Origin of the sequence: Mycobacterium sp. pR1184, from assembly GCF_041287235.1 — a bacterium.
GTDB lineage: Bacteria > Actinomycetota > Actinomycetes > Mycobacteriales > Mycobacteriaceae > Mycobacterium.
On sequence record NZ_JBGGKR010000005.1, the window covers coordinates 168389 to 187206 of the forward strand.

Sequence of the window (18818 nt, forward strand, 5' to 3'; positions counted from 1 at the left end):
CGGGCCCGATGACCGGGGTGCGCGTGGTCGATCTCACCGCAATGGTGATGGGACCCTACTGCACGCAGATATTGGCAGACATGGGTGCCGACGTCATCAAAGTCGAACCACCCCAAGGGGATAACACCCGCTACATCTCGGTGGGGCCGGCGCCCGGCATGAGCGGGGTATTCGTCAACGTCAACCGCGGCAAGCGCAGCGTCGTACTGGACCTGCAAACCGACGCTGGAGCTGATGCGCTGCGCGCTCTCGTCGAGACCGCCGACGTATTCATCCACTCGATGCGTGCCAAGGCAATCGCGAAGCTCGGCTTCGGCTACGACGACGTCGCCGCCATCAACCCCGCAATCGTCTACACCAATTGCTACGGATATGGGCGACGCGGACCCGACCACGACCGTCCCGCCTACGACGACACGATTCAGGCCGAATGCGGTCTGCCCGCGGTGCAGCAGCAATTGACCGGTGAGGCCGATTACGTCGGCACCATCATGGCCGACAAGATCGCCGGGCTGACGGCGTTGTACGCGACGATGATGGCGTTGTTTCACCGCGAACGCACCGGCGAGGGGCAAGAGGTCGAAGTCGCCATGTTCGAAACGATGGCCTCGTTCATGCTGGTCGAACACGCCAACGGCGCGATGTTCGACCCCCCGCTGGGGCCGGCGGTGTATCCGCGCACCGTGGCGCCCAACCGCCGCCCGTATCGCACCAGCGACGGCTACATCGCCGCATTGATCTACAACGACAAGCACTGGAACGCCTTCATGGAGGCCGTGCAGCCGCCGTGGGCCAGCGAGCTGTATTCGACGCTGGAACAACGTGCTCGCGAGATCGACACCGTCTACGGGCTGGTTGCCGAGACGATGAAAGAGCGTTCCACCGCCCAGTGGTTGACGTTGTTGCGCCGACTCGAGATACCGGCCGCGCCGCTGAACACCCCCGGCGCGCTTTTCGACGATCCCCATCTGGCCGCCGTCGGCATGTTCGAGACGGTGGACACCCCGCACGGGCGGGTGCGTTTCCCGGGTGTGCCCACCTGGTTCTCCCAGACGCCGGGCCGTGTCGCGGGACCCGCGCCGGAGCTCGGCGCCCACACAGCAGAAGTGCTCGCCGAAATCGGTCTGGCCGTCGACGCGAACCAGGGTTAGCGCTGAGACCACGAAATGTATTGCCAGCAGAGGAGTTTCCAACGATGACCGTCCCCGTTTACCAGCGGATCCTCGACCTGTTCGAGGCCGAGGGCGTCAACACCCTGTTCGGCATCCCGGACCCGAACTTCGTGCACATGTTCGCCGAGGCCGACGCGCGCGGGTGGTCGGTGGTCGCACCGCATCACGAATTGAGCGCGGGATTCATGGCCGAGGCGGCGTCGCGGATGACGGGTAACCCCGGACTGTGCATCGGCACCCTCGGCCCGGGCATGGCCAACATCGCCGGGGCGATCCAGTGTGCACTCGTGGAGAACTCGCCGGTGATCTTCCTCGGCGGTCAGCGGGCCCGCGTCACCGAGCGCCGGGTGCGCCGCGGCCGCATCCAATTCGTGCAACAGGAACCGCTTTTCGCCGCGTCCGTGAAGTACAGCAGCTCGATCGAATACGCCGACCAGACCGACGAGATCATCCACGAGGCCATCCGTAAGGCGATGTCGGGCACCCCGGGTCCGGTCTACGTCGAGTTCCCGTCACACGTCATCCTCGAGGAGCTCGACGTCGCCGAAGCGCCGCCGCCCAGTACCTACCGGCTGGTCAACCAGGGCGCCGGCACCCGCGAGGTCGCCGAGGCCGTCAAGCTGATCCGCGAGGCCAAAAGCCCGGTCCTGCTGGTCGGCCACGGCGTGTACACCACCCGTACTCAACAACAGGTCAGGGAGCTGGCCGAGCTGATGGCCTGCCCGGTGATTCAGACCTCCGGCGGCACCTCGTTCATCCCGGGACTGCAGGAGCGGACGTTTCCCTACTTGTTCTCCCCGGCGGCCAACGACGCCGTCGAGGAATCCGACCTGTGCGTCGCGCTGGGTACCGAACTCGGTGAGCCGATGCACTACGGCCGCACCCAGCACTGGGCGGGCAACGATGCGAACCGCAAATGGGTTCTGGTCGAGCAGGATCCGACCGCCATCGGCGTCAACCGCCCCGTCGACGTCGCGCTGGTCGGCGATCTGCGCGGTGTCGTGCCGCAGCTGGTCTCCGCACTCAAGGGGTCTGCGCGCCAACCCGCGCCCACGCTGGCGGCCCTGATCGAAAAAGATGCGAAAGAGCTTGCGGACGTGGCGGAATCGGCACCGTCTGGGCGCTCGCCGATCCACCCGGCGCGCTACGTGGTCGAGGCCACCAAGGCGTTCAACGAACTCGAGGACGGCATCATGGTGCGCGACGGCGGCGCGACCGTGATCTTTCAGTGGACCTACTCGCAGTCCAAGCCGCGCGACGTCATCTGGAACCAGAACTTCGGCCACCTCGGCACCGGATTGCCCTATGCGATCGGAGCGTCCGTCGCCGAGGGCGGTAAGCGGCCGGTGATGCTGCTGACCAGCGACTCCGCGTTCCTCTTCCATATAGCCGAGTTGGAAACCGCTGCGCGACAGAACCTTCCGCTGGTTTGCGTGGTGGGCGTCGACCACCAGTGGGGCTTGGAAGTGGGCGTGTACAAGCGCACCTTCCCCCAGCCGTCGCCGCAGCCCGGCGTGCACTGGAGCAAGGATGTTCGGATGGACAAGGTTGCCGAAGGCTTCGGCTGCCACGGTGAGTACGTCGAGAAGGAATCCGAGATCGGCCCTGCGATCGCTCGCGCCTACGCCAGTGGCAAAGTCGGTGTGGTGCACGTGTGCATCGACCCCAAGGCCAACTCCGAGGAGATGCCCAAGTACGACCGATTCCGGACCTGGTATGCCGAAGGCACTCAGTAAGCGCACTTCACCGAGAAAGGGATGATGTCATGCGCGAATACCTGAACTTCTACATCGACGGCAATTGGGTTGAGCCGTTGGCGCCCAACCCTTTCGACGTGGAAAACCCGGCAACCGAGCAGGTGTCCGGCCGGATCTCGCTGGGCTCGGCGGCCGACGTCGACGTCGCGGTCAAGGCCGCGCGGCACGCCTTCGCGAGCTGGTCGCAAAGCAGCCGCGAACAGCGGCTGGACCTGTTGCAGGCCATCCTCGCCGAATACCAGAAGCGCTCGAGCGACCTCGCCGAGGCGGTCACCGAGGAAATCGGCGCGCCGGCGTCGCTGGCCGCGGGGCCACAGGTCTTCCTCGGGATCGGACACCTGAACACGGCCATCGAGGCCTTGAAGAACTTCGCGTTCGAGGAACAAAAAGGGGCCAGCCTGATCACCAAGGAGCCGATCGGTGTCTGCGGACTGATCACGCCGTGGAACTGGCCGATCAACCAGGTCGCGGTCAAGGTGTACCCGGCGTTGGCGACCGGCTGCACCGTCGTCTTGAAACCGTCTGAGGTAGCACCGTATTCGCCGTACATCTTTGCCGAGATCCTTGATGCCGCGGGCGTGCCACCCGGGGTGTTCAACCTGATCAACGGCGATGGCGCGGGCGTGGGCGTCGCCTTGGCCAGCCATCCCGACATCGACCTGGTGTCGTTCACCGGATCGACCCGCGCCGGTATCGAGGTGGCCAAGCTTGCCGCCCCGACGGTAAAACGAGTGACCCAGGAGCTCGGTGGCAAGAGCCCCAACATCGTGCTCGATGACAGCGGCTTCGCCGACGGTGTCCGCGCCGGTGTGGCCAACATGATGCCGAACTCCGGGCAGAGCTGTAACGCACCGACGCGCATGCTGGTACCGAACTCGCGCATGGCCGAAGCGATCTCCCTCGCGCGGGAGGCCGCCGAGCAGGTCACGGTGGGCCATCCCGACGCAGGGACGACGATCGGGCCGGTGGCGTCGAAGACTCAGTTCGACAAGGTGCAACGGCTAATCCGGCAGGGCGTCGATGAGGGTGCAACCGTGGTGGTGGGCGGCCCGGGCCGGCCGGACGGGCTGGATAAGGGCTACTACGTCAAGCCGACGGTCTTCGCGCACGTCACCAACGATATGACGATCGCGCGCGAGGAGATCTTCGGGCCGGTGCTGTGCATCCTCGGCTACGACGACCTGGACCAGGCCGTCGAGATTGCCAACGACACCGAATACGGGCTGGCGGGATTCGTCTCAGGAGCCGACCTCGACAAGGCACGTGAGGTCGCCCGCAAGATTCGCGCCGGCTGGGTGACGATCAACCACGCCTTCGACATGAACGCGCCCTTCGGCGGCTACAAGCGCAGCGGCAACGGTCGTGAGTGGAGCGAGTACGGCTTCCACGAGTACCTGGAAGTCAAGAGCACCCTGGGCTATTCCCCCTAGAAGGCCCTGACAAGGCCTAAACACTCTAGGCCGAAAACCGAGCACACCACCGCCGAAAACCGGCGCGTGTCTGCGCCGTATCCGACGCGGTCGCCCCTAAGCTTGCTGAAATCAAGAGGAGGGGTACGACGTATCGGCAGCAACGACCGCGCCGGGCACCGCAGTGGTCAGGGCGCGTTAAAAGCGGTCACTGAGCCGGACGGAACAGACTCCGCGCCGGCAAGTTCTGCTCGGCAGAATCGGTGGGTAGACCCCGTACGTCGGATCGGCCGGCTGGCGATATGGGATAAACCCGAGCAGCGCAGCGGCATTCCCGCACTCGACGGACTGCGCGCGGTAGCGGTCGGCTTGGTGCTCGCGGACCACGGTGGCATCCCCGGCGTGAGCGGCGGGTTCCTGGGCGTCGACGTCTTCTTCGTGCTCAGCGGATTCCTGATCACCTCGTTGTTGCTCGACGAGCTCGGGCGTACCGGCCGCATCGACCTCACCGGGTTCTGGATTCGCCGGGCCCGCCGGCTGCTTCCGGCGCTGGTGTTGATGGTGCTGGCCGTCGGCGCCGCCCGCGAACTGCTTCCCGCGCAAGCTCTTACCGGATTACGCGACGATGCGATCGCGGCGTTCTTATGGGTGGCGAACTGGCGTTTCGTCGCGCAGAAGACCGACTACTTCACCCAGGGTGCGCCGCCGTCGCCGCTGCAGCACGCCTGGTCTCTCGGCGTCGAGGAACAGTACTACTTCGTCTGGCCGGTCCTGCTGATCGCGGCCACCCTGCTGCTGGCCGCGCGGGCCAAGCGCTACTTCATGCGGGCCACGGTCGGCGATGTGCGCTTCGCCATCTTCGTGATCGCCACGCTGGGTGCGCTGGCTTCCGCGGCGGCAGCGATCGTGTTCGTCTCCGACACCACGCGTGATCGCATCTACTTCGGCACCGACACGCGCGCGCAGGCCTTGCTGGTCGGTTCCGCGGCGGCGGCTCTGCTGGTGCGAGATTGGCCGTCGCTCAACCGCGGCTGGTGCATGATCCGCAGTCGCTGGGGGCGACGGGTCGCCCGCTTGCTGCCGATGATCGGGGTGGCAGGGCTGGCGGCGGCGGCGCACTTCGCGACGGGCAATGTCGGTGATTTCCGGCACGGCTTGCTGATCGGTGTCGCGATCGCGGCGGTCTTCGTGGTCGCCCCGGTGGCGATGGAGCAGCGCGGCTTGGTCGCCCGCATTCTCGCCGCGCCACCGCTGGTCTGGCTGGGCACCATTTCCTACGGCATCTATCTGTGGCACTGGCCAATCTTTCTGGCGCTCAACGGCGAACGCACCGGATGGTCGGGGCTGCCGTTGTTCGCCGCCCGGTGCGGGCTCACGCTGGCGGTGGCAGGCGCGTCGTATTGGCTGATCGAACAACCCGTCCGGCGCTGGCGGCCGGCCCGGGTGGCGCTGCTGCCGCTGGCCGCTGCCACCGTGGCCAGCGCCGCGGCGATCACCCTGCTGCTGATTCCGGTCGGCACCGGAACGGGTCTGCGCGAGACCGGCCTGCCCCCGGGCGTTTCGGCGGTCGCCGCGGTGTCGAACGCCCCGCCCGGTGGCAGCCGCCCGGTCGGGCCGCGAAACCCCAACCGGCCATTCACCGTTTCGGTCTTCGGTGATTCGATCGGGTGGACCTGGATGCACTTCCTGCCGCCGACGCCCGGATTCGCGTTCCTCGACCACACCGTCATCGGGTGCAGTCTGGTGCGCGGCACCCCCTACCGGTACATCGGCCAGACCCTGGATCAGCGGGCCGAATGCGACACGTGGCCGAGCAGATGGGCAACGCAAATCAGTCAGGACCAGCCGGACGTCGCGCTGCTGATCATCGGCCGCTGGGAGACGGTGGACCGGGTCAACGAGGGACAGTGGACCCACATCGGTGACCCGACGTTCGACGCGTATCTCAACGCCGAGCTGGAACGAGCACTGAATATCGTGAGCGCCAGCGGGGTTCGGGTAGTGGTTGCCACGGTGCCGTACAGCCGGGGTGGCGAGAAACCGGACGGCCGCTTGTATCCGGAGGACCAGCCGGACCGCGTCAATCAATGGAATGCCATGCTGCGCAAGACTGTTGCGCAGCACAGCGGCGTCCAAATCCTGGACCTGAACAAAAAGCTTTGCCCCGACGGCGTTTACACCGCGAAGGTCGACGGCATCAAGGTGCGCAGTGACGGCGTGCACTTGACCCCGGAAGGGGTCAAGTGGCTGACGCCGTGGCTCGAAGAGTCGTTGCGGTAGGCACTTAGTCGTTGGTTCGGCAGCTGACTTCCATGCTGTCGCTTTCCCGGACCAGGCAATTGAAGCTGGTGTAGCCGTTGGCGGGGTCGCGCACGCGATCGAGGTACGGCGCCATGTCGGGCGCGCTGGCGTTGTCGGCGATCACCAAAGCGCCTGTGGTAAGCCGGGGTTCGAGCAGTTTGATCACCGGCAGATAGAGATCCTTCCAGCCGTCCAGCAACACGAATTCGATCGGCCCGTCCTGGCCCTGCAGCGTGGTCAGTGCATCGCCTTCGAGAATCGTGATCACGTCGTCCAGGCCGGTCTCGGCGAACGTCTTCTTCGCGGCGGCAATCTTGCTGGCGCTGAGCTCCGTGGTCACCACGCGCCCCACGCCGTTGTCGCGGACGGCCGCCGCCAGGTGAATGGCCGAGATACCGAACGACATTCCGAACTCGACCACCGTCGTCGGACGGGTCGCCCGAACCAGGGCGTACAGCAGCCGGCCGGCGTCCGGTGTCACCGGGATGTAGAACTCGCTCATCGCCTCGGTGCGTTCGGCGGTGGTCATCGGGCGCTGGAGCTGACCTTGCCGCTCACGCAGCAGTGACATCTGGTTCTTCGTCTCTGTGTACATCCGGTCGAGCACGCTCTGGACGCGCGGGTCTTGCAAGGTTGTGGCCATGCCCTCGAGGGTAGGCCTCGGCGACTTTTGCGCGGGTGATGACCGCACACTCCGGGGTGTGACCCAGAACACGGATGGCCGAACTTGTGACAAAAGGAGTTTGACGAGCAGCGGGTGGCAGTGCCAGCATGGTTGGGCAAGCACCTCGGTAGGTGAGGCGTCTGCACGGACACAGGCCACTGACCCCGAACGTCGAGAGACGCCCCGGGTCAGGACAGCTCTTCCCGGACACAAGGGTTGAGCCCAAGTGGCTTCTGGACGACCATCGGTCGATCCAGATACGCCGTGCAGTGCCGAAGCTCCGACGAGAGGGGTGCGGCCGGCGGGCTCATGGCCCGGCATTCGTACCTCTCCCGCGTGTGAAACGTGGACACCCGCGCGTGTCATGGCCGTGAGGAGGTGAGGGCGAGATGAGTCCCGGCGATAGTTGCTATCCGAAATCCATCTTGAACCGATCCGGTTCCGGCATTTCTTTCTGCTGACGCAGCTCAAATTGGCTGTTCCGCAACAGTATTGACGGCGGCGAATGCGGGATGTATTTGGCGTGCCGGCGAACCGATCGGGCTTCCGACAGGGGGAAGACCCATGACTTTTGTTGTTGCGCACCGTATTCGCGATCTTGGAAGGCTGCGCGGACGGTCGATGCTGCGTGCGGGTCGGCTGCTGACAAACAGGTTGTGCGCCATGCACATCCCGACGCCCGAAGAGCGGGCGAACCTGTATGTGTCGCTCACGCCGATCGCCGTGCTCTCGTCCGCGCCGGGCGGACAGTCACCGGGCGGTGGGAAAAACCACCGGTGATCTGTTCCGCCAGCGGTCCCCAGCGGCGGGCGGGGGGTTTGGTAGCCCGCCGCTGGGGCGCGTTGAACACCCGACTTGTGTAGCCCGACTCTTCAGATAGCGAGAACGACATGACGTTGACATCCACCCGTCCGCAGGCCGCGCTGGATTCCGCGCACACCGGCGACATCGTCGGCGCGTTCGGCCGTATCACGCGCGATGACAGCGGCGCGTTGGGCGGCTGGTGGCGGCGGTTACGCACCCTGCTGGTGATCACCGGACCCGGATTGATCGTCATGGTGGGCGACAACGACGCCGGCGGCGTCGCGACCTACGCACAAGCGGGCCAGGACTACGGGATGAACCTGCTGTGGACGCTGGCCCTGCTGATTCCGGTGCTGTACGTGAACCAGGAGATGGTGCTGCGCCTGGGTGCGGTCGCGCGAGTCGGTCACGCACGCCTGATCTTCGAGCGCTTCGGAAAATTCTGGGGCGCCTTCAGCGTCGGTGATCTGCTGATCCTGAACGCCCTGACGATCGTCACCGAATTCATCGGTGTCGCACTGGCGTTGGGATTCCTGGGCTGTCCGAAGATCGTCGCGATACCCGCCGCCGCGGTACTGCTGTTCGCCGTGGTCGCCGGCGGCTCGTTTCGGCGCTGGGAAGGGCTGATGTTCCTGCTGATCGCGGTGAACGTCGTGATGCTCCCGATGGTGCTGATGGTGCATCCGAGTCCGAAAGTGGCTGCCGGGGGTCTGGTTCCGCAGTTCCCGGGCGGACTGAACTCAACCGTCCTGTTGTTGATCATCGCGATCGTGGGGACCACGGTGGCGCCATGGCAGCTGTTCTTCCAACAGTCCAACGTGGTTGACAAGCGCATTACGGCACGCTGGATTCCTTATGCACGAGCCGATTTGATCATCGGTATCGTCGTGGTCATTGTCGGTGCGACGGCGTTGATGGCAGTCACCGCCTTCGGTCTGACCGCAACCGGCAGCTTCACCGATGCCGGTGCGGTCGCGCACGCGCTGCGCCACCCCGTTGGCGTGCTGTTCGCGATTATTCTGCTCGACGGTTCGTTGATCGGTGCCAATGCGATCGGGCTGGCCACCACCTATGCCATCGGGGACGCGATGGGCAAGCGGCATTCGCTGCACTGGAAAATCAGCGAGGCGCCATGGTTCTACGGCGGTTATGCCCTGCTGCTCGGGGCGTCGGCCGCGGTGGCGTTCAGTCCGGATCACATCCTCGGGCTGGTTACCCAGGGTGTGCAGGCACTGGCCGGCATCCTGCTGCCCTCGGCGACCGTGTTCCTGGTTTTGCTCTGCAATGACCGGGCGATCCTGGGACCATGGGTAAATACGTTGCGGCAGAACATCATTGCGTGGGCCATCGTATGGGCGCTGGTGCTGCTGTCGCTGGCGCTGACGGCGGCCACGTTCTTCCCGGATCTGTCCACGGCAGCACTCGAGGCAGGGTTGGCAGCCGGTGCGGCGGTGGGCGTACTTTGCGGCGCCGTGGCGATCATCGGCGACCAGTGCTACAGCGACACTCGCGCGGCCAAACTCGCCTCGCCAGTCGGCCGCGCCGAAAGCCGGGCCCTGCGCCGGCAGGAACAGCAGTCTTGGCAGACGCCCGAATTGAGCTCTCTTGCCCGCCCCGCTCTTTCGCCGATTCGCCGGACCGGGCTGTTGATCCTGCGCGGTTACCTGCTGCTGGCCGTCGTATTCGTGATCGTCAAGATGGTGGAGGTCGGCGTCGGCTGACGACTACGGCGAACCATTGGGCAGCAGAACGATTTTGCCGTGCGTGTGCCGGCGCTCGAGTTCCTCGAAGGCGTCAGCCACCCGATCAATCGGGAACGTCGCCGCGATGTCGAAATCGACGGCGCCGCTGGCGACGAGATCGGCGACCTCGGTGAGCACTTCCGGAGTCGACGCGTCGGTGCTGCCTTCGGTCTTGGCGCCGACTTCGCCGGCCTTCTGGAAGGAGATGATCGTTTCGATGCGTTGCGGTGACACCCCGAGATCCACGGCGAGCTGGACGTAATCCGGGCCGAATAGGTCGATGAACGCGTCGATCCCGTTCGGCGCCGCCTGGTGCAGCCGCTCGGCCAAGCCCTGAAAATCACCGCCGTAGCCGATCGGAATGACGCCGTGCGCCCGCAGCCATTCGGCGTTGCCCTCGCCGGCGATGCCGAGCACGCGCGCCCCGTGCCGGACCAACAGCTGGACGACGAGACCGCCGACACCTCCGGCCGCCGCGGACACGGCGACCGTCTCGCCCGGTTGCGGTGCGACCGCGCGCACAGCAGCATATGCGGTCGCACCGACGACATAGAGCGAACCCGCTGCCTCCCAACTCAATTGCGCAGGCTTGCGGATCAACTGATCCACCGGGACGGCGGTGTGGGTGGCATGGCTCGATCGCCGGAAGCTGAACCCCAGCACCTCGTCGCCGACCGTGAACTCGGTGACCCCCGGACCGGTTGCCGTCACGACACCGGCGAGGTCGCTGCCTTGCCCGGAGGGAAACGTGGCGGGGAACATCTCGTGCATCGCGCCCGATCGGATCGCGGCCTCGCCGGGATTGATGCCGGCGGCGCGAACCTCGACAACGACTTCACCCTGTCCGGGTGCCGGCATGTCGATATCTTCTACGTACAGCACGTCACGGCCCCCGTACCGGTCGAACCGTACCGCGCGTGCCACCGCAGCCGTCATCTCTATCTCCTTACCCAGTTGAATCGAAACGCGCGCCCGGCCCCTGGCCAGGATAGGCGCGGATCGGCACGAGTCGGCCGGGCGTATGTTCATATGCGCCGACCTTGTTCTCGACCGAGAGGATGCCCATGCGACGTGCGCGTAGGACTGTCACCGGTTGGGTGGCCGCCGCCATGGTGGTCGGCATCGCGATCACCGGATGCGGCAAGACATCGGCCCCACCATCCGGGCGCGGCGCTACGCCGGCGCCCAGCACCCCCGCGGGACCGCCCCCGGATTACAGCGCGCTGCTGATCCAGCCCGGTGATATCGGCGGCGATTTCACCGCGCCGCAACCCCCGGTGCTGAATTCCAACAACACGACCGGCGTCGCGCAGCTGTTCGTCAACGCGGACAACAGCCGGCGTATCGGGGACACCATCCTGGTCGTCGCCGATCCCGCGACGGCGGCCGCCGCCCTGGATAACACGAAGACGAATTACGCGAAGAAGGTCAGCGGCACGTGGCAGCCCGTCGACGTCGGCTCCAACGGTGCGATGATTTCGGGAACCACGTCGGACAACTCGCAGGCGATCGCGGTGTTGTTGTTCACGCAGGGCAGGGCGCTGGTCAACCTGGAATTCGACAGCGCACCCAACGACCCGATCGACCCGGCGATCGCGATCGACGTCGGTCGCAAGCAGGACGCAGCGGTCAAGAACGGCTTGCCCGGTTAGCTTTTCGGGCTAGACCAGCCCGAGTAGCGCCAGATCCGTGACGTACTTTTCGATCAGCTGCTGCGACAAGTGCGGAATATCTTTGTCTGCGCCGATTTTCGCTGCCTGCACCGCGCCGCGGAACACATCCGTCGGGGCGGGCGCGCCGCGCAGCGGCGCCTCGGGCTTGCGGTAGACATCGAGCAACGGAAGCACCGAGTACTGACGCTGTTTGTCCGGCAGCGCCCGCAGCGCCGTCTCGAAACGCCCGAACCATTCGTCGTGGTCGTCGATGCGCCGGATGTCGTTGCCGCCGGCGATCAGCCAGTCCACGAAGACGTCGAGCGAGATGCCGTCGTCATGCGGGTTCATCACGTCGAATGACCGGTATTCTCCGGTCGTCGCCGTCTGCTCGCCCAGCGTGGTGACCGACTCCGCTACGAAGTCGGCGGGCAGACCGTCGTAGTGCGCCACCGCCCGGCTTCCCTGCGCATCGGTCTGGTAGAACGTCGACGGTGCGATGCCGGTTACCAGCAAGCTGAAGATCAACCGGGTGAACGCATCCGGGACGTTCAGCTGTCCGGCGTACTGGCTGTGCGCGAGGATCATGTCGGACCGGAACACGGCGGCCGGCAACCCGCACAGGTCGTGCGCCTCGCGCAGCAGCACCTCGCCACCCCACTTGCTGTTCGCGTAGCCGTTGGCATAGCTGTCGTCGACGGGACGTACCGCGCTCACGGTGCGGATATCGCCGTCCTCGGCGAACTTCGCGGGATCGACCGTAAAGGCCACCGCGACGGTCGACATGTAGGTGACCGGCTTGATGCGCGTCGTGATCGCCAGCCGGATCAATTCGGCGGTGCCGACCACGTTGGGGCCGAACAGCTGGTCGTACGGCAAGACATGGTTAACCAGCGCCGCTGGGTGCACAATCATGTCGACGTCTTGGGCGAGGCGCTGCCAAGTTGCTTGGTCCAAACCAAGATTCGGCTCGGCGATGTCGCCGACGATGACCTCGAGATGATCGGCGGCCAGGGTGCGGTACCGCTGCAGCAGTCCCGGATCACCGCTGTCGAAAACAGCCTCCAGACGCTTGGTGGCGGCATCGGTGTCGGTGCCACGGATGATGGTGATGAGCTTTCCGCCTCTATCGGCAAGCCGCTCAAGCCATTCCAGAGTAAGGAAGCGACCCAGATAGCCGTTGGCGCCGGTGAGCAGCACCGTATGTGGCGCACCGGTGGCGTGCGGCAGCTTCGGAGCTGCGTTCAGGGTGGCGGCGTCGATGAACTTGTCGAGGGTGAGTTCGGACGCGCGGACCTCGGTGGCGCCGCGGCCGTGCACGGTCGAGAAGGTGGGTCGCTTGGCACCGGATTCACGTTCGGATTGCACATATTCCGCGAGTTGACGCAAGTCGGACGCCGGGCTGATGATCTGGCCCACCGGCACTTGCACATCGAAGATGTCCTGCAGCAGGTTGGAGAAGGTCAGCGCGGACAGCGAGTCACCGCCCAGTTCCAGAAACTGGGTATCCGGCTGCGGCGGACCGCCGGGCAGTCCTAGTAACGCCTCGGCGGCGCGCGTCAGGGTATCGATGACCGGACGGTCCACCGCGCCTTCGCGCAGCGCGCGCAGCTCTGCGGTGCGGGTGGCGGCGAGCTCGGCGTACAGGCCTTCCAGCCTGGCGCCGTAGTGCTCCTTCAGCTTGGGGCGCAGCAACTTTCCGACCCCCGACAGCAGTCCGTTGTCCTCGCTGAACGGCTCGGACTCGACGATGAAGTCCGCCGGGATTTCGTAGGACTGCAGCTCCGCGAGTTTGGCGGTGCGGCGCAGGGATTCGCTCAGCGCTGCCTTGAGGCCGTCCGGATCACCGGCGAACCGCTCTTCGGCTTCCCGAGTCGGGACCACGACGGCCAATAGGTAAGGCCGCTCGCTGTTGCCGTACACGAAGATCTGCCGCACCAGCGCGGCGCTGCTGAAGACGGCTTCCAGTCGTGCCACCGCGACGAATTCGCCTTGCGCCAATTTCAATACGTTGTTGCGCCGGTCGACATAGACAAGGCGGTCCGGTGCAACCTCGGCCATCACGTCGCCGGTCCGGTAGTAGCCGTCCGGGTCGAACGCATTCGCCGTCACGTCCGGGCGCTTGAAATATCCCCTGAACGCGGTGAGCGACTTCACCAGCAGTTCGCCGCGCGGGTGGGGCTTGTCGGTGTGGAAGTAGCCCAGTTCGGGCACGTCGATCAGTTTGTAGTCGAGGATCGGCGGCCGGCTGACCACTCCGTCCTTGAAGACCATGCCGACCTCGGTAAGGCCGTAGCCGTCGAGGACGTGCACGTCCAGGCACGACTCGATGAAGGTCTTCATCTCGGCGGCCAGCGGTGCGGTGGTGGAGAAGCTGGTGATCACACGCCCGCCCAGAAGTTGTTCGCGCAGTTCGGCTTTGGCCTCCGCATCGGCGTCGTCGGGTTCCGCACCCTGGCCGATCAGCCGCTCCACGGCGCTTTGGTAGCGCTGGTACAACATCTCCACCACCCGCGGCACCATGCCCATTTCGGTGGGGCGCACCAGATTCCAGTCGTCGAACAACGTGGACAGATCACTTTCCGGCACAAAGTAACTGGTGCCGCCGGCCTGGAACGACGACGACAGCGGTATCCGTCCGCCCACGTGGTTGAGTGGCATGAAGTTGACGTTGAACACCGGCACGTCGGCGAATTCGGGGTAGAGCTCGTTGGTCCACAGCTTCAAGATCATGCGCTCGGTGTACATCGCACCCTTGGGTAGCCCGGTGCTGCCCGAGGTGTACATGATCATGGCCAGCCGCTCGTCTGTCTCGCCGGTGTACATCGGCTCCGGTGGCAATGCCCGGCCACGCTCGACCAATTCGTCGAAGGTCTCGATGGTGACCACCATGCCGGCATCGGCCAATTTCGCCTGCGCGCGCTCGAGGTTCTCCCGCTGGTCGTCGATGTCCGCCTGGTAATCGAAGACCACCAGACGCCGCAACGATGTGCTGCCCAGGGCGGCCTCGACGGCGAGGTCCAGATACTCCGCGCCGGCGGCCAGCACCTGAGGTTCGATCTCCGCGACGATCGGCTGCAGCCGCGACGCCGTTGCGTTGTGCTGCAGCGGCACCACCACCAGGCCCAGGTAGCCGGTCACCAGGTCAAGGGTCAAGTACTCGGGGCTCGCGAAACCGAGAGTCGCGACCACGTCCCCCGGCGCCACCGGGGTGGCTTCGTCGCGCCGCCACGCGGTGGCGACGGCGCGAACGTTGGCCCACAGATCGCGGTAGCTGATCGTGTCGAATCGGGGGAGCAGCCGGGTAGTTGTACGGCCGGTCGTGGGATCGGCGCCCAGCTCGCGAGCGCGCCATCCCAACGCCGGGCGGTCACCGTAGCCTTCGACGAACATCTCCAGGATCTGCGGAAGCCGAAGACCGGGCCGGCGGGCCGCGGCCTGCAGCGCGAGATCGGGCTTGGCATTTTGATATTGCTCGTCGGTCGCCGCCACGCGTCTAATGCGCTCGGCCACACGTTCTCGTGGGGTGGTCGTCGCACCTGCGCTCGTGCCGTTGTCGCGCTTCGCATCAGTAGTCATGACCAGTCCCAGGCTTTCGTTCGGACGACTCTCTAGCCCAAACCGTTAGGCCGCTATGAGTCTTCCACCTGGTCACTGTGACCGTGGCCACAGCGGGCTTTGAGGCCTCCGACCTGGCCCGGAACCGCTACGCGACGACCTGAATGGGGTCGCCGACGTTGACGTTGTTGAAGTACCACGCGGCGTTGTCCGGACTCAGGTTGATGCATCCATGGCTGACGTTGGCGTGGCCCTGCGAGTCGACGGACCAGGGTGCCGAGTGCACGTACACACCGCTCCAGGTGACGCGGACCGCGTACTGGGCGGTGATCTTGTATCCCTCGGGCGAACTCAGCGGGATACCGATCGTCCGCGAGTCCATCACGACGCTGCGTTGTTTCTCGAGGGCGGTGAAGTTACCGATCGGCGTCGGGCGGCTGGGCTTACCCATCGACGCGGGCATCGTGCGCAGAATCTCCCCGTCCCTGCTCACGGTAAAGGTGTGCGCGGAGAGGCTGGCCACACCCAGGAATGCGTCGCCGGTGTCGAAACCTGTTGTCAGCTCCTGCACACCCACCGAAACGTGGCTGTGGGCAGGCCAATACTGGTTCGGAACCCATTGCACGACGTTGTTTTCGGGCCACTCGAAGTGTCCGGTGATGTTGGTCGGGGAGGCCACGTGGATGGAGCGTTCCACGGCGGACCGGTCGGTCACCGGCGCGGTGAATTTGACGACCACCGGGTGCGCAACTCCCACCGTCGCGCCGTCGGCCGGCAAAATCGAGGCAATTGCGGGGGTTGGCGCCGGTACCGGGACCGAGGCCACCGCGTGGGAACCGGATCCCAACGCGCCAAACCCCGTGATCGCGACCATAACAAATAGATAACGAACCCCACGACGCATGGCGTCAACCCTCCGAGATGGTGCGATCAACACGACGATATTCTACTGGCTGTCTGACCATTGCGGTTTTTAGCAAACAATGACACTCCGCCCGGTCTCCACGGTAACGATCGGATCACCGGATGAGTTCGATCGCCGGCGGCGGGCTAACCTCAGCGGAATCGGCGCCGCCAGAGCCAGGAGGTGCGAGTGCTCTTTCGTCAGCTGGAGTACTTCGTCGCGGTCGCCCAGGAGCGCCACTTCGCTCGGGCCGCCGAGAAGTGTTACGTGTCGCAGCCCGCGCTGTCCGCGGCGATCGCCAAGCTGGAGCGTGAACTGAACGTCACCCTGATCAACCGCGGGCACAGCTTCGAAGGCCTCACCCCCGAAGGGGAGCGACTGGTCGTGTGGGCCAAGCGGATTCTGGCCGAGCACGACGCATTCAAGGCCGAGGTAGACGCGGTGCGATCGGGAATCACCGGAACGCTTCGGCTGGGCGCTGTGCCGACCGCATCGACAACGGCGTCACTGGTGCTGTCGGCCTTCTGCTCGGCGCATCCGTTGGTCAAGGTGCACATCAATTCCCGGTTAGCCGCCACCGAACTGTACCGGCGCCTGCGGGAATTCGAGCTCGACGCCGCTATCGTGCACGCATCACACGACGATGCCCACGAGGTGGCCCTGGTGCCGCTTTACACGGAGCGCTACGTGCTGCTGTCGCCGGCGGACATGCTGCCGTCGGGCGCATCCACGTTGCGGTGGCCGGATGCCGCGCAGTTGCCGCTGGCCTTGCTCACCGCGGACATGCGGGACCGCCAAATCATCGACGAAGCATTCGCCGGCCACGGCATCACCGTCACCCCACAAGTCGAAACCGATTCGGTGGCTTCACTACTCGCACAGGTCGCGTCCGGCAACTGGGCGTGCATCGTTCCGCAAACGTGGCTGTGGACATCGCCGCTGGGCGGCGAGATTCGTGCGGTCGAAATGGTCGATCCGGCCGTCAAGGCCGAGATCACGTTGGCCACCAATGCCTCCGGGCCCGGGTCGCCGGTCGCCAGGGCGCTCGTCGCCTGCGCGCATGAGCTTTCGCTGGACGAGTTCTTCAATGCCCAACTGATTGGTGTTACCCGTCGGCGCTGACCTTCCGGTTGGCCGCGCTGGTCGGGTTGAGACTCGCGAGGTGTCCGCTCTCCACCCCGGCCGCCGGGTCGAGTTCGCAGTCGATCAATGACGGCCCGTTCGACGCGAGCGCCTCCGTGAGTGCCGACTGCAGCTCGGCCGGGGTGCTGACGTGATATCCCTTGCCGCCGAACGCCTCTGCGAGTAACTCATGACGTGCACCGGCGTTGAGCACGGTGGGGGCGGGGCGGTCGCCGGTAGGCGCTTCGTCGCCGCGGTACACGCCGCCATTGTTGAGGATGACGACCGTTACCGGCAGCCGGTAGCGGCAGATGGTCTCGATCTCCATGCCGCTGAACCCGAATGCGCTGTCGCCCTCGATCGCGACGACGGGTCGGCCCGTCTCGACGGCGGCGGCGATCGCGTAGCCCATGCCGATGCCCATCACGCCCCAGGTCCCGGTGTCTAGGCGGTGCCGCGGCAGCTCCATCTCGATCACGTTGCGGGCCAGGTCCAGTGCATTGGCGCCTTCATTGACCACATAGACATCCGGATTCTCTTGCAGCACTGAACGAATCGCACCCAGTGCGTTGTAAAACCGCATCGGGTGCGGATTTTCGGCTAGCCGCTCACGCATCTTGGCGTCGTTACGGGCTCGCCGATCGGCCAACTCGTCGGTCCATTCCGTCGGCACCGTGATCGGCCGGGTGGCCAGACCGTCGCGCAACGCAAACATCACCGAACCGATGTCACCGGCCAGCGGCGCCACGATCGGCTGGTTGCTGTCGAACTCCGAGGCCGCGATGTCGATTTGCACGAACTTCGCGTCGGCGGCCCACTGCGGCGATTCGCCATGGCCGAGCAGCCAATTCAGCCGCGCCCCGACCAGTAAGACCGCGTCGGCGCGGGCGATGGCCAGCGAGCGCGCGGCCGCCGCGCACTGGTGATGCGAATCAGGCAGTAGACCCTTGGCCATCGACATCGGCAGGAATGGAATTCCGGTGGCTTCGACGAAGTCCCGGATCACGGCGTCGGCCTGCGCGTATGCGGCGCCCTTGCCGAGCACGATCAGCGGCCGGCGCGCCCACGCGAGCACGTCCAGCGCACGGTCGACCGCCTCCGGGGCGGGCAGCTGGCGCGGCGCGGGATCGATGACCCGCCAGACGCTTTCGGCCCCCCGGGCGGCGTCCATGGCCTGCCCCAGCACCGCGCCCGGGATGTCGAGGTAGACACCGCCGGGCCGGCCCGAGACCGCGGTGCGGATCGCCCGTGCGATCGCGAGCCCGATGTCCTCGACCCGCTCGACCCGGTAGGCCGCCTTCACGAAAGGCCGCGCGGCGTTGAGCTGATCCAGGTCCTGATAGTCGCCGCGCTGCAAGTCGACCAGCGCTCGATTGCTCGAACCCGAGATCTGGATCATCGGGAAGCAGTTCGTGGTGGCGTTGGCCAGCGCGGGCAGACCGTTGAGAAAACCGGGGCCGGAGGTCGTCAAGCACACCCCGGGGCGGCCGGTGAGAAACCCGGCGGCCGCGGCGGCATTGCCCGCGGAAGTCTCCTGCCGAAAACCGATGTACCGCATGCCGCAGGCCTGCGCGACCCGGGCAAGGTCGGTGATCGGGATGCCGACGATCCCATAGATCGTGTTGATGTCATTGGCCTTGAGCGCGTCGACGACCAGGTGGAAACCGTCGGTCAGCGCGGTATCCTCCGCCTCGTCCGGGGCGGCGGCCGATGGTGTCGAAAGTGTGGTCATT

General features: G+C 65.7%; 13 protein-coding genes and 1 riboswitch. Of the genes, 8 read left to right on the forward strand and 5 right to left on the reverse strand.

The features are described 5' to 3' along the window. Positions 1–8: 8 nt before the first annotated feature. From ACAG21_RS11040 to ACAG21_RS11055, 4 genes are all read left to right on the forward strand, one after another. Positions 9–1151, forward strand: a complete 1143-nt coding sequence (locus tag ACAG21_RS11040) for a CaiB/BaiF CoA transferase family protein (RefSeq protein WP_370496312.1) — start codon at positions 9–11, stop codon at positions 1149–1151. 44 nt (positions 1152–1195) lie between these two features. After that, positions 1196–2908, forward strand: a complete 1713-nt coding sequence (locus ACAG21_RS11045; protein WP_370496086.1) for a thiamine pyrophosphate-binding protein — start codon at positions 1196–1198, stop codon at positions 2906–2908. 29 nt (positions 2909–2937) lie between these two features. Continuing rightward, complete coding sequence (locus ACAG21_RS11050) at positions 2938–4359, forward strand: aldehyde dehydrogenase family protein (protein ID WP_370496087.1); 1422 nt, start codon at positions 2938–2940, stop codon at positions 4357–4359. Between the two features lie 264 nt (positions 4360–4623). Further along, on the forward strand, positions 4624–6618 hold the full coding sequence (locus ACAG21_RS11055; protein ID WP_370496313.1) for an acyltransferase family protein: 1995 nt from the start codon (positions 4624–4626) through the stop codon (positions 6616–6618). Between the two features lie 4 nt (positions 6619–6622). Here the strand turns inward: ACAG21_RS11055 and ACAG21_RS11060 are convergent, their stop codons facing one another. Continuing rightward, positions 6623–7282: an O-methyltransferase gene (locus ACAG21_RS11060; RefSeq protein ID WP_370496088.1), complete on the reverse strand. Its 660-nt coding sequence runs from the start codon at positions 7280–7282 to the stop codon at positions 6623–6625. A gap of 137 nt (positions 7283–7419) precedes the next feature. Next, positions 7420–7602: riboswitch (M-box (ykoK) riboswitch) on the forward strand. 265 nt (positions 7603–7867) lie between these two features. Here ACAG21_RS11060 and ACAG21_RS11065 point away from each other — a divergent pair. Further along, positions 7868–8083 (forward strand): hypothetical protein, encoded by a 216-nt coding sequence (locus ACAG21_RS11065; RefSeq protein ID WP_370496089.1) that lies wholly within the window; start codon positions 7868–7870, stop codon positions 8081–8083. A gap of 110 nt (positions 8084–8193) precedes the next feature. Further along, positions 8194–9828 carry an NRAMP family divalent metal transporter gene (locus ACAG21_RS11070; protein ID WP_370496090.1) on the forward strand — a complete coding sequence of 545 codons (1635 nt, stop codon included), beginning with the start codon at positions 8194–8196 and terminating at the stop codon, positions 9826–9828. A gap of 3 nt (positions 9829–9831) precedes the next feature. Here ACAG21_RS11070 and ACAG21_RS11075 read toward each other — a convergent pair whose 3' ends face one another. Further along, entirely contained in the window at positions 9832–10785 is a 954-nt protein-coding gene (locus tag ACAG21_RS11075) for an NADP-dependent oxidoreductase (RefSeq protein ID WP_370496091.1), read from the reverse strand. Positions 10786–10913: 128 nt separating this feature from the next. Here ACAG21_RS11075 and ACAG21_RS11080 point away from each other — a divergent pair, with 128 nt between their 5' ends. Then, positions 10914–11501, forward strand: coding sequence for a hypothetical protein (locus tag ACAG21_RS11080; protein ID WP_370496092.1), 588 nt, complete (start codon positions 10914–10916; stop codon positions 11499–11501). 9 nt (positions 11502–11510) lie between these two features. On the opposite strand, the gene car is transcribed toward ACAG21_RS11080, so the two are convergent. Together car and ACAG21_RS11090 are read right to left on the reverse strand one after the other, a co-directional pair. Next, a complete protein-coding gene (car, locus tag ACAG21_RS11085; protein ID WP_370496093.1) occupies positions 11511–15080 on the reverse strand; it encodes a carboxylic acid reductase in 3570 nt (1189 codons plus the stop codon). A gap of 127 nt (positions 15081–15207) precedes the next feature. Continuing rightward, positions 15208–15963 carry a L,D-transpeptidase family protein gene (locus ACAG21_RS11090; RefSeq protein WP_370496094.1) on the reverse strand — a complete coding sequence of 252 codons (756 nt, stop codon included), beginning with the start codon at positions 15961–15963 and terminating at the stop codon, positions 15208–15210. A 189-nt stretch (positions 15964–16152) separates the two neighbouring features. Here ACAG21_RS11090 and ACAG21_RS11095 point away from each other — a divergent pair, with 189 nt between their 5' ends. Further along, complete coding sequence (locus ACAG21_RS11095; protein ID WP_370496095.1) at positions 16153–17085, forward strand: LysR family transcriptional regulator; 933 nt, start codon at positions 16153–16155, stop codon at positions 17083–17085. Here ACAG21_RS11095 and oxc read toward each other — a convergent pair. Continuing rightward, positions 17069–18817, reverse strand: coding sequence for an oxalyl-CoA decarboxylase (oxc, locus tag ACAG21_RS11100; protein ID WP_370496096.1), 1749 nt, complete (start codon positions 18815–18817; stop codon positions 17069–17071). The genes ACAG21_RS11095 and oxc overlap by 17 nt on opposite strands. Position 18818 lies beyond the last annotated feature (1 nt).